General features: G+C 41.0%; 9 protein-coding genes. 7 read left to right on the top strand and 2 right to left on the bottom strand.

The window, feature by feature from the left end; genetic code table 11:
* Positions 1-1,491: 1,491 nt before the first annotated feature.
* From VB797_RS33390 to VB797_RS33375, 4 genes are all read left to right on the top strand, one after another.
* Positions 1,492-2,598: a type IV pilus biogenesis protein PilM gene (locus VB797_RS33390; protein WP_323242095.1), complete on the top strand. Its 1,107-nt coding sequence runs from the start codon at positions 1,492-1,494 to the stop codon at positions 2,596-2,598.
* A 4-nt stretch (positions 2,599-2,602) separates the two neighbouring features.
* Positions 2,603-3,370, top strand: a complete 768-nt coding sequence (locus VB797_RS33385; protein ID WP_323242094.1) for a PilN domain-containing protein — start codon at positions 2,603-2,605, stop codon at positions 3,368-3,370.
* Positions 3,367-4,113: a pilus assembly protein PilO gene (locus VB797_RS33380; protein WP_323242093.1), complete on the top strand. Its 747-nt coding sequence runs from the start codon at positions 3,367-3,369 to the stop codon at positions 4,111-4,113. Before VB797_RS33385 ends, VB797_RS33380 begins: the two co-directional genes overlap by 4 nt.
* Positions 4,114-4,407: 294 nt before the next feature.
* Positions 4,408-6,885, top strand: a complete 2,478-nt coding sequence (locus VB797_RS33375) for an AMIN domain-containing protein (protein WP_323242092.1) — start codon at positions 4,408-4,410, stop codon at positions 6,883-6,885.
* Between the two features lie 220 nt (positions 6,886-7,105).
* On the opposite strand, the gene VB797_RS33370 is transcribed toward VB797_RS33375, so the two are convergent.
* Positions 7,106-7,255: a hypothetical protein gene (locus VB797_RS33370; RefSeq protein ID WP_323242091.1), complete on the bottom strand. Its 150-nt coding sequence runs from the start codon at positions 7,253-7,255 to the stop codon at positions 7,106-7,108.
* Positions 7,256-7,801: 546 nt separating this feature from the next.
* Here VB797_RS33370 and VB797_RS33365 point away from each other — a divergent pair.
* From VB797_RS33365 to VB797_RS33355, 3 genes are all read left to right on the top strand, one after another.
* Positions 7,802-8,086 carry an HU family DNA-binding protein gene (locus VB797_RS33365; protein WP_193925038.1) on the top strand — a complete coding sequence of 95 codons (285 nt, stop codon included), beginning with the start codon at positions 7,802-7,804 and terminating at the stop codon, positions 8,084-8,086.
* A gap of 23 nt (positions 8,087-8,109) precedes the next feature.
* Positions 8,110-9,180: a threonine-phosphate decarboxylase CobD gene (cobD, locus tag VB797_RS33360; protein ID WP_323242090.1), complete on the top strand. Its 1,071-nt coding sequence runs from the start codon at positions 8,110-8,112 to the stop codon at positions 9,178-9,180.
* Between the two features lie 124 nt (positions 9,181-9,304).
* Positions 9,305-10,729: an NAD(P)/FAD-dependent oxidoreductase gene (locus tag VB797_RS33355; RefSeq protein WP_323242089.1), complete on the top strand. Its 1,425-nt coding sequence runs from the start codon at positions 9,305-9,307 to the stop codon at positions 10,727-10,729.
* Between the two features lie 394 nt (positions 10,730-11,123).
* On the opposite strand, the gene VB797_RS33350 is transcribed toward VB797_RS33355, so the two are convergent.
* Entirely contained in the window at positions 11,124-12,932 is a 1,809-nt protein-coding gene (locus VB797_RS33350) for a DUF3685 domain-containing protein (protein WP_323242097.1), read from the bottom strand.
* Positions 12,933-12,986 lie beyond the last annotated feature (54 nt).

Raw genomic sequence — 12,986 nt, 5'->3', positions numbered from 1 at the left:
TCGCTCGCTGGTTGCTTTTAGCTGACTCGCTGGTTGCTTTTAGCCAGCTGGCTGGTTGCTTTTAGCTCGCTGGCTGATTGCTTTTAGCTGGCTGATTGCTTTTAGCTGGCTGATTGTAACGAGCGAGCTAGAAGCTCGCACTTCGTGAACGCACTACGAATGTTTTACCCATCCATAACCCTTCATACCTAATGCGATCGACCACTAGTACAGCACTGCGTAAATAAAGTACCCATTTTTTAAATCCCAATTCATATCATGATTAATATGGAACGCGCTTCAATAACCAGAAGTCGGGTTTTTATACTACTCGTTGTGCGTGTTATAGATACTTATTCTAAAAACCCAACTTCTCAACAAAGGTCGAACTCACCTATAATTCGGATACAAGATGGATACGTCAATCTGTAGTAATTAGAAATTTCCTATTCCCTGCTCCCCATTCCCTACTCCCTTATACAGGTAAAATTACTTAGCTTCCCATTAATAGATAAAAAATTGTAAACAAATGATTTTCCTTAGTTGATTTTTTTTTAATTGCTTAATAATCAGTTTGGATTAATTAGCGATAAGAAGTCCGAGAAATTACTAACATATTTACAATATCTATTTGAAAATTTCATAATTACAAAGTCCTATAGTCAAACATACTGACTGGAAGTTTTCTTCAATCTTTGCGGTATATTTATTAATCCAGTGTAAGCACTGAGTACATTTATGATACATAATTGTTTTAATTAATCGATGTTATAACTAATTAACTGCATGATGAGGTGTTGGGATATGCCATATTTATCGCTGACAAAAGCATAATAATGTTTTATGTGTTTTGGATTTGTAGTTGCTTTAAGTGGAATAGAATGTTTGTCGGGTAAGGCTTTTACCTAATTAAACAGTAACTTGCTTTGTGTTTATGTTGTTTAAAACTGATAGTGGCATCTGTACTAAAGTATCTGTTAAGATTTTGTTCTCGGTTAAATTCAGATTCGGTTTGTCAAATTCATCTTTGTACTCTAAATCTCCGGTTAATTAGTCATAAATTGGCTGAAAAATTAACTATTAAGTAATGATTTAGTTGATCCGACAACCGCTAATAGATAGCTTTTCTAACTGAATAATTATTTTAATTTGGTTAAGAAAAAAATACTTAAGTTATCAAAAATTAGCTATAACATCAAGTCAGCTATTTATTTGCACAAATTAATTTGAATAACCATAGAAAACAATCCAGGACTTACGCAATTGTCACAAGATCCTGGTTGGTGCGTGACACGAAATCCTTATTATTTCGTTAAAATCAAGCAAAGTGTCACAGCACCCTACGAATAAAATATGCCAGTTGCGTAAGTCCTACAATCTTTATCAAAAATCGGTGGAAGAAACGCTATGGATTATTTTTAAACTGAACAACTAAATCTATTACCCGATATCAAGAGCAGTTTTTAGTTAACATTTGGATTTTGATTTTTTAGTATTCCTACGGGCAAAACAGTGGTAAAAGGCTTAAGTGGTCTGTTTGGTAAATCTAAAACCAGGGTTGGCATCGAGCTTGCACCACAACGGGTGAATGTAGCCCAGTTACGTAAGCAGCGCCAAGGTTTAAAATTGGATGTTTTAACATCAGTGCCGGTTCCAGAGGGCATTTTTGTTGATGGTCAAATAACTGACCCACCAACAATGGCTCAACTCATCCAAGAGGCACTTGCGGAAAGCAAAATTAAAGCGAGTCGAGTTGCAACTGCGGTACCGGGACGAGAATCGATTGTGCGGCTGATTCCCGTACCCGCAGAGTTGGACGACAAAGAATTACGAGAAATGGTGTTAAACCATGAAGCTGGTTTATATCTACCTTATCCCCGTGAAGAAGCGGATGTGGACTATCAAAAGTTGGGGTACTTTGTAGATGAGGATGGCATCGAAAAGGTACAGGTCTTGTTAGTTGCAACTCGTAAAGACATTATCGATACTTACGTAAGTACTTTTCAACAAGCTGGATTGCAGGTTGATGTTTTGGAGATTAGTAGTTTTTCTCTAATTCGGACAATCCGCGACCAGCTACGGCAGTTTAGTCCGCAAGAAGCGGTGGTGCTGGTAGATATCGAATTTGACAGTACGGAAATTGCGATCGTTGTTAACGGAGTCCCGCAGTTTTCCCGCACCGTTCCGATTGGAACACAGCAAATGCAAGCAGCTCTGTCTAGAGCAATGAATTTACCTGCATCTAGAGACATGGAACTATTAGAAGGAATGACTATTCCAACTACTCCTATGGAAGGTGGAAGAACAGGTGTTACTGAGGTCAATCCTGGTATGGCTGCGATGTTGAGAGTGTTAGGAGAACTTACCGACGAACTTCGTCGTTCGATTGATTTCTACTTGAATCAGAGTGAAAATTTGGAGATAGCGCAGATATTACTTGCAGGTCCAGGAGGTGGACTTATACAGCTAGATGAGTTTTTTACACAACGGCTGAGTTTACCTACTACCCAAATAGACCCCGTACAGGCTTTGTCTTTACAGGTAGACGATGAAGATTATCCCTTTGTACAGCGTCCTGGGTTGGGAACAGTACTTGGGTTAGGAATGCGGGAGGTTTAACGAAATGTATAGCTTAGATATTAACTTTCTCAATGACCGTCCAGGTGCTAAGAACCAAGGTGGTGGAGAGAAAAAGAATAGACCATCCCTACCTGTTGGAGGTATGACACCGATTTATGTTGGTGTTGCCGTAGCCGTATTTTTTCCGGCTTTGTTAGGAACGGCTTTATGGTTTGTACAAGCTCAAAGTGCTAATGTTGACGAGAAAATTGCGGTATTAGAGCAAGAAAACCAGCAGCTAGAAGCGAAAATAGGCGACATTAAACAGATCAGAGCGCAAACCGAATCAATTAAATCCGAGAATCAAGCCTTAGTCAGCGTTTTTGACCAAATTAAACCTTGGTCGGCAATGTTGCAAGTAGTGCGCGATCGCATTCCCGCGACTGTCCGAATTGAGAGTATCAAGCAAACCCCACCTGAAACCGTCGCACAAGGTCAGTCTGCACCAAATCGCGCCGGAGGAATCGAAATTAGTGGTACTGCTCGGTCTTTTAATGATGTCAACGATTTCTTGCTTTCTTTAAAGCAGTCTCCCTTTTTCAAATCCGCAGAAGGAAAAATCGTCACGGCACAATTGGCTGATTCTCCTATACCTCAAGGGCTTCCAGCAGGAGTAACGGTTAAAGTTCCTTCAGTAGTTAAATATACAATCATATCCAAGCTGAGCGATGTTCCTGCTTCGGAATTAATGCGTGAATTGGAACAAAAAGGCACCGTGGGATTAGTCGCTAGAATTCGCAGTCTGCAAAGAACGGGAGTCATTCAAAAATGACATACAGTGAAGAGATGAATTTTGAAAGTGGATTGGAAGAAGAATCTTCACCCTATCCCGTAATATTTGGTATTACTTTTACCCCCATAATTAGCGGTGTTTTAATTGGGTTACTAGGAGTTGCAGGAGCGGCTTATCTGCTCTTAAACTTCGTAATGCCAGCTTGGGAAACCTTTGGACAGAAACAAAGTAAACAGCAAGAACTTGAAGGTCAAGTTGAGCAAAAAAAAGCTAGTTTACAAAACATCGACAAAATCAAAGCAGAGTTAGCGCTAGCGAAAAGACAACAATCCCAAGTATTAGCCGTATTTGCTAACGAAAAAACCTTGGATACTTTGTTAATAGATTTAAACCGCTTAGTAGAAGCAGGAAATGTGCAATTAAGTGCGAATGCGGTGAAAGCAAAATTAGAAAAATTTACTCCAGATTCTCAAGGAACGCAACCTGTAACTGATGGTTCTTTGGGAGCAGCAGTTGACGGAAAACTTAAACGTAGCAGTACCGAAATTTCTATCAGCGGTACCTACGAACAAACCCAATCAATTCTGCGGAATATAGAACGTTTACAGCCATTGTTGTTAGTTAAAGACTATCAATCAACATTGCTCGCAGAAACTATAAAAGAAGGAGAACCGACCAGAGTTGGACCAACACCAATAACTACAAATTTCAAGTTGGAAGCCTTAGTACCGATGAATCCACAAGAAGCTGCTGCGGCTAAAAAAGAAGAAGTTAAGAAATAGTTAGGAGTGAAGAGTGAGGAGTTAGGAGTTATGGGGTTACGGATTTTATTTGTAGGGTGTGTGACCATGTAGATAAATTTTGTACGTGGTTATAAGAAAAGTAGTGTCACGCACCATCTGTAAATTGTAATTGTTGTAAGTCCTGTTTGAATTAAAAACAATTAATTAGTAATTAAAAGCTACTAATTTAATCTTCTCCAATGCCCTATGCCCAATCTTTAATTGCGAATTGCGAATTGCGAATTGCGAATTGAATTAGTTCTCTAGAAAAATATTTAAAGTGAGGAATGAACTGTGAAACAATTTCACGGTAGTAGTTTTATATTTGGAACCGCTGTCTCTGTATTGTTAGTAAGTCAGCCAGTTTGGGCGCAATCAGCTACAAAAATTACTGGGGTAAAACTAGATCCAGTTGACGGTGGAGTAAATCTTGTTTTAAAAACTTCTGATGGCTCTCGTCCTCAAGTTTTTACTACTAAAAGAGGTAATGCTTTAGTAGCAGATATTATTAATACTCAGTTGCTTATACCACAAGGTAACAGCTTCCGTCAAGACAATCCTACAGATGGAATTGCTTCTGTTTCTATCGCTCAACTTGATGCCAATAGCGTCCGAGTAGTCATAACTGGTCAAGGAAGCGCTCCCGAAACCAAGCCGGTAATGCGAAAAGATAACGGACTTACCTTTACTTTAATGCCGGGAACGGGTACGACGGCATCTGAGGAATCGCAACCGATCGCAGTTCAACCCCCACAATCTGATGACCAAGTAGCCCAATCGGCTCCCGCACCCAACCCCGAACTCCAGCTAGAGGGAACCCCCGCACCTGCCGCAGGCCCCGGACAATCGATGAATCAGGCTCCTCCTTTCTTACCGAGAGCGGTTGCTCCCCCGGTGGGAGATATTGCAGTATCTAATACTGATGCTTCACCAAGCGTTATCGATTTAGGAACCGAACAGCGCGTACCTCGTTTGGTGCTGAGAGATGCACCTGTACGTGAAGTTTTGTCACTGCTAGCGCGGGCTGCTAATTTGAATTTGGCTTACACCGCAGGAGGTGGAACTGGACAAGGTGCTGCTCCTGCTGCTGGTGGTGGAGCCGATGGACCGACAATTTCTTTGGATATTGAAAACGAGCCGGTGCAAGATGTATTTAACTACGTTTTGCGTTTGAGCGGTTTAGAAGCCAACCGCAGCGGTAGGACTATTTTTGTTGGTACAAAATTACCTAACTCCACCCGCGATACCGTGATGCGTAGCTTGCGACTCAATCAGGTTGATGTCGGTGTCGCTCTCAACTTTTTAGTCGGGTTAGGTGCGGAAACTGCCGTCAGTCGGGAACGTCAGGTTACTAATGTCAGCGCCGTCCCTGTAGGTACAGGAGCCGCTCCAATTACCCAGACTCAAACTACTACAGAAACCAGAGTAGAAACTCAACGAATTGATTTTAAAGACTCTGCACCTTTACTTAGAGGTTTGCAAGCTTTAGGAGACGAGCGGACTAATTCTGTTACCTTAATTGGCGACCCTAGAACCATAGAGATCGCGATGTCTCAGCTAACTCAGCTGGATATTCGTCGTCGTCAAGTTGCAGTTAACGTCAAGATTGTTGATGTCAACTTGTTAAAAACAAAAGACTTTAAAACTAGCTTCTCTTTTGGAGTTGCTGATAACTTCTTTAGCGTTGATGGTGGTTCGGGTGCTGCTAATTTTGGCGGTGTTAATCCCCCTACGGCTTCACAGACGGCAAATAGTTTAACTACTCCAACAGTTATTCCAAATCCTTATGCTGGATCGCAGGGTTTTCTCGATCCAACTAACCCCGTAGCTGTTCCAGGAACTGGAGTAGGTCAAATCGTTACCGATAATGGGCGAATAGTAACAAACCAACCCGGAGGTTCTGCATTATTTCCCGCAGCGAGTAGAGGGGTTTTATCAGATCCATTCCAATCGGTAATTACAGATGTTCAAGCCGGAACTCCAAATATTACAACCATTACTGATGTTCCCGCTGTCATTGACCCTGCCACAGGTCTGGTAACAACTCCTGCGAGTCGAGTAGTTGCAACAACTCCGGGAGCTGTTGGTTCAATAACTACCGCCTTACCTTCTTTATTCCAATTCCCCAAACGTTTTCTCGCTTCTTTACAAACTCAAGTCACTAACGGTAACGCTAAGATTTTGACCGACCCCACCTTGATTGTTCAAGAAGGTCAAACTGCTAACGTCAACCTAACTCAGGAAGTAGTAGGAAACTTCAAGAGAGAAATAACTCGCGGTGATGGAGCTTCTACAGAAACCGTTACTGTTGATAAAGAAAATGTGGGTTTAACTCTAGCTGTAAAAGTTGACAGAATTGACGACAACGGTTTCATTTCTTTATCTGCGGCTCCTACTGTCAAAGCGCCCCAAGCACCAGCCAGCATTAATTTAGGTAACGGTAGCAGTCAACAAATCTTCTTGGTATCCGAGCGATCGCTTAACTCCGGTTTAGTCCGCTTGCGCGATGGTCAGACATTAGTTCTCAGCGGTATCATTCAAGAAACTGACCGGGTGAATGTGTCAAAAGTACCCATCTTGGGCGATATTCCGATTATTGGTTCGCTGTTTAGAAGTACAAATAAGAATAACCAGCGTAACGAGGTAATTGTCTTACTGACACCTCAAGTTATGGATGACTCGCAAAATTCTTCTTATGGGTATAATTACAAACCCAGTCCGGAAGTACGCAGAATGTTGCAGAATGGCGGATTGAAGTTGCCCAAGAATTGATCGACGAGGATTTCATAATCTAATTTCATATTTGTAGAGATGCTTTAAACGTCGCGTCTCTACATTTTTCATAGAGGTTGCCGATTTATATATCAAATTAATTTGTTGGGTATCCAAAATCTATCTAGATATCTCCACACTGCTACGTCTCCACACATTCGTGAACAAACCAGCGAGTAAGTACAACGAATTACTGGAACCTCACCCCCGTCCCCTCTCCTTAGTAAGGGAAGCGGGGTGAGGTTTTGATTATGCAATCAACCCATTCAATGTTTTCCTCTGCACAAATAATATTGTTCAAAACAAGTTTCGCTGCCCGATCGCCATCGCGTAGTGCAAGCAAAGCGATCGCAAAATATAAAATGAACACAGAACTTTACAAAAGTTATAACTAAAACTTTACTTTTTAATTAATTAGATAAAAAATTTTAAATCTTAATTGATCGGCGATTGATAGAAAAAATTTAAAATTTGTTTTGAAAAGAAATTCGTTGTAATCAGCTTCTTGGAAAAACATTTATTCACTGTGTTGGCTCTATAATCTTCTTTTTAGCTATTTATTCTAGCTGCTTTACTCCCCCTATTGCTCCCTAGCATTTTTTCGGCTGTTACCCTTGTGACAAGGTATTGCTGGTAAACATTTTTGACTTGGGGAATCAGGTTTTCGGTACAAAAATCCGGCTTTGGATATGAAAAATCGTGAAAACTATATAAAATAATCGTTTCATGTATCCACTTATGGCTACAACACCTTAGAATGATTCATTGAAAAGTCTAGCGGATGGGAGTTACAGCGCTTTTAAGCATAAATACTCAAAAAGCCAGACTTTTACAAATCTCCTTTCAAAGGATGCAAGTAAGGATACATCAGGGGTGTCTGCACCCAAGTGAACAGTAAACCGATACGGAGTTTGACATGAATAAAGGTGAATTAGTTGATGCTGTATCTGAAAAGGCAAGCGTCACCAAGAAGCAAGCCGATGCAGTTTTAAGCGCAGCTTTAGAGACTATCGTTGAAGCCGTTTCCTCTGGTGATAAAGTCACTCTAGTAGGATTCGGTTCTTTTGAATCTCGCGAACGCAAAGCCCGCGAAGGACGCAACCCCAAAACCAATGAAAAAATGGAGATCCCAGCAACGAAAGTTCCCGCTTTCTCGGCTGGTAAACTCTTTAGAGAAAGAGTTGCTCCCCCAAAAGAGTAAAACTTGAATTACTAAACCTTTTGATGCGGCAACCGAAACACGGGGGAAATTTAGCTTGGGCAGCAGCGGTAGCTGGTTGTCCCCCTGATGCTATTCTGGATTTTTCTGCCAGTATTAACCCCTTGGGGCCACCAGATAGTACTTTAACGGCTATTGTGTCCCAGTTGGGTAATATACGGCACTATCCCGACCCAAATTACAGCGAACTAAAACAAGTTCTGGGTCGCTTTCACAACCTGCCACCTGAATGGATAATGCCGGGTAATGGCTCGGCAGAATTACTGACTTGGGCGGGAAGAGAATTAGCAGAGGTTGCCGCGACAGTCCTCGTAACTCCAACCTTTGGCGATTACAATCGAGCCTTGGGGGCATTCAACGCTAAGGTGTTGGAGTTTCCTATGTCGTTAACTAACCTCAATTTGTCATTGATTCTTGACAAACAAGTTACGACCAAGGACAAAGGACTATTGTTGAACAATCCCCACAATCCTACGGGGAAATTATTAACGCGGGATGCAATATTACCCTACCTCAAAGAGTTTGCTTTAGTGGTAGTGGATGAAGCTTTTATGGATTTTCTGCATCCTTCCGAGCAACAAAGCGCGATCGACGTGGTGCAGGAATATCCTAATTTAGTAATATTGCGTTCCTTAACCAAATTTTACAGTATTCCTGGATTGCGCTTGGGGTATGCCATTGCTCATCCCGATCGCTTAGAAAAATGGCAAAGTTGGCGCGACCCTTGGGCGGTAAATTCCCTCGCCGTTGCTGCTGCGATCGCATCTGTAGAGGATAAACAATTTCAGCAGCAGACCTGGGAATGGCTACCAAAAGCGAAAAATGATTTATTTACAGCTTTGGCGGATATCCCCGGTTTGCAGCCGCTCAAGGGCGCTGCTAATTTCCTATTAGTACACTCAAAGCATTCAGCTTCCGAATTACAGCAGAAATTACTTCAACACCATCAAATCCTGATCCGCGACTGTCTAAGTTTTCCCCAATTAGGCGATCGCTATTTTCGGGTAGCAGTACGCTTAGAGTCGGAGAATCGGCGTTTGGTGGAAGGGATAAGGGAGTTAGGAGTTAGGAGTTAGGAGTTAGGAGTTAGGAGTTGGGAGTTGGGAGTTGGGAGTTGGGAGTTATTAATCAGCGTCATCAGTGTCATCCATTTAATCCGTGTAGAAATCGATCATTGATAATTGATAATTGTTCATTGCTATGGTTGATTACGATATCGCGATCGTTGGTGGTAGTCTTGCCGGACGGGAGGCTGCTTTGAAGGCTGTTCGACAACGAGCTAAGGTTGCTTTGGTTGAACCGCTGCTTCGTCACGATTTGATTCAGCTTCAAGGTATTGGGGAGATTAGTAATTTTGTTCGGAAGGTCAATGATTTAACTCGGTTTGGTGTTTGTACTCCAACTGATGGGGAATATCAAGTATCTTTGGACAAAGCGCTGCTGTGGGGTTCTGCTGTGGCTGCGAATGTTCGAGAACAGCTTTCACCGGCTTTTTTGGCGGCTCAAGGTGTTGATGTTATTGTTGGTAGCGGCTGTTTTCAAGCTGCACCGGATTTAAGTTTTGTTGTTAATAATCGTAAGTTAAGCGCACGTAATTTTTTACTGGCTACGGGTTCGCATCCTGCGGTACCAGAAATCGAGGGATTGCATCAAGCGGGGTTCTTGACCTTAACGAATGTTTGGCAGGTTCTAGGCAGTTCTACACCCCCCAAAAGCTGGGTAATTCTTGGTGGTACACCTCAAAGTGTGGAAATGGCTCAAGCTTTAGCGCGTTTGGGTTATGAGGTTACGTTTATAGTTAATAGTCCTTGTATTATTTCTCCCCTCGATCCAGAAATTGCTCGGTTGCTACAAGCACAGTTAGAGGTAGAAGGAATCCGAGTTTATACGCAAACTACAGTTACTCAGATTCGGTTAATTGAAGATAAAAAATGGCTGCAAGCGGGAAATATAGCTATTGAAACCGACGAAATATTAGTAGCTATTGCCGAAAAACCTTTTATAGAATCCTTGAATTTAGCTGCTGTAGGAGTAAAGTATAATTCCCGTCATTTACTAGTTAATAAAAAGCTCCAAACTACCAATCATCGAATTTACGCTTGTGGAGATGCGATCGGTGGTTATAATTTACCAAATATTGCTAATTACGAAGCGAGAATTGCGATTAAAAACGCTTTGTTGTTTCCTAGGTATGAAATCAATTATCAAGCTATTCCCTGGGGAATTTTGACTCAACCAATGTTAGCTCAGGTTGGGTTGACACAGAGACAAGCTGAGAATCTATATGGTAATGAAATATTGGTTTTGCGTCAGTATTTCAAAACCTTAGCATCGGCTCAATTAACAGATGAAACTACAGGTATTTGTAAAATAATAGTTCGTCGTAACGGTGAAATTTTAGGAGCTGCTTTATTAGGTTCACAAGCCAGAGAATTAATCAATATAATTGCCTTAGCGATTGTCGAAAAAATAAAAATTGATAAATTAGCTAACTTATCACCAGTTTATTCAAGCTTTTCAGAAATAGTCGAACAAACAGCATCAGAATGGAAAAAGCAAAGATTAGAAAGTAGAAAATCACAAGATTTTTGGGACAGTGTTTTTCACTTTTTACGCAGCAGGTAAATAAGGTCAAAGGTTAAAGGTTAAAGGTTAAAGGTCAAAGGTCAAAGGTCAAAGGTTAAAGGTTAAAGGTCAAAGGTCAAAGGTCAAAGGTTAAAAGTCAAAGGTTAAAGGTCAAAGGTCAAAGGTCAAAGGTCAAAGGTAAATAAGGTCAAAGGTCAAAGGTTAAAGGTTAAAGGTCAAAGGTCAAAGGTTTAGGAATAGCCGCAATTGTCATAAGTAACAGGTGGTGCGTGACACAACAACCCTTATTACTACGTTCAAAATCTAATGAAGTGTCACAGCACCCTACAAGGAAAATATGCCAGTTGCGTAAGTCCTGAGATTAAAATTTCTCTTTGTCTCCCCCTCACCCCATCCCCCAATCCCCCCATCACCCCATCTCCCAATCCCCCCATCACCCCATCCTCCCATCTCCCCCTCTCCCCCTCTCCCCGCTCTTTCTTTCGGGTAAGGTAGCGCTACCGATACCTTGAAGAACACCACGAACGATTAAACCGACTCCTCTACCAACTATGCGGGTGAGAACGAAAACTACACCGTTACCTAAAAAGGATAGTAGCGATTGTAATCGGGGTGTGACTGCATCACGGAATTCAAGTAATAATGTTACTACTAAGGGGATTCCTCCAAGTTCTGCTAGTTCGTTGTTGCGGGGTGAGTATACAAATACTTTGGCTATTCCGCGAGGTGCAAAGACGAATAATTCGTAACGACTCTCGAATATTTTTTGCGCTTCTCCAACATAATTTTTCCAGCGATATCTCCACGATAAATCGTTTCTGAAGCGTTCGATTTCTCTGGTAGAAATTAGTTGACGACTGTAATAATCTTTTTTTATCGCTTCGACATCTGCTAATCTATTTAATAATGGCTGCATGACAGCGTTACCAATATGAATTAACATATTTTCTAAAATCATAGCAGCGTGTTCGTTGGCTTCGTAGCTACCGGGAGAGTAAGATGTGTTATCTACATATAATTCTGTCTGAAATACTAAATAAGATAATAATTCGGTTATTAAAGGAATTTTATTCAAAATTTCTGTTTGCACTACTGCCGCATCTTGCAGTAACACATTGACAATTTCTACTTCAATATTTTCTAATTTTATCCGCGAGAATGTCCCGAAGAAATCTTTTGTCGCAGCTTGCCAGACATCTGATAACAAAATATAATGAATTTCATCTAATCGTTCTATTTGTATTTCAGAAGTACGCAACTCATCGAGAGAGTCAGCAAATTTTTGTAGTAATAAATTAAGTAATTCTCGTTTCTTCGCTTCTTGTAAAATATCTATTTCTAAAGGAATATCGGTGACATTTTGTAAGCTAAATTGGAGTTTATTAATACAAGATGCAAGTAATGTTGCTTGTAAAGCTCTGGGACTAAGTAAAGGGGGAGCGAGGGGATTAATTGGAGGGTTTGCGACAACAATACTATTTGTTGTGAGTAATGGGAACTCTGTAGAAGCAATAAAAGGATTTGTCTCTACTTGTTGCGGTTGAGGTGAATTTACTAAATTATCAAGCAACCATTGTGCTGCAATTAGTTCCCTTCGTCTTCCTGCTAATATAGCTTTGTTTAGTACTGTTAATCCGGGAATTTGCAGTTGTCTAGTAACTTCTGCCAAGTTAACTTTAATATAATTAGTTCCCGATCCATATAAATTATTGCGTAACTTATTAACTAGAATGATTTGAGATTTTTGAGATTTACCTTTGTTCCGCTCGATTTTTCCAATTTTTTCACTTTCCCATTCTCCGAATTCTTCGGGTTGATTAGTCCAATAGGAATTTCCTTCGGCAACTTGTTGCATAGCAACGATTAATTCAGAAACGGGTGTACCCTTGGGACAGTAACCATTTACTCCCGCAGCTTTTAAAGCTATGAGCATTCCGGGTTGGAGAATGTGGCACAAAAGCAAAATAGGTAAGTTTGGGTACTGAGTTTTCAACTGTCTAATTAGCTGTAAACCAAATTCTTGACGATTTGCGGAACGATTGTTATCTGGTTCCAAAACTACCAAATTTACTTGGTTGGGGTCAACCTGCGCTAATTCTGCTAAGATTTGCAACGCAGTGGTGTAAGTTTCGGCTTCTGCTACAACTTGCAATTCCGATAATTCTTCGAGAGTTTGACGTAATCCCAATCTAAAAATGGGGTCTGAATCAATTAACAATAATTTTACAGGGCGATCGCTCATAGTTTTTGTAAAAAAGATGGTTTCGGGAGGGATGGGGGGATGGGGAGACAAGGT

The sequence above is a fragment of the Rivularia sp. UHCC 0363 genome (assembly GCF_034931125.1).
Classification (GTDB): Bacteria; Cyanobacteriota; Cyanobacteriia; order Cyanobacteriales; family Nostocaceae; genus Rivularia.
This window is presented reverse-complemented; position numbering and strand designations above follow the sequence as displayed.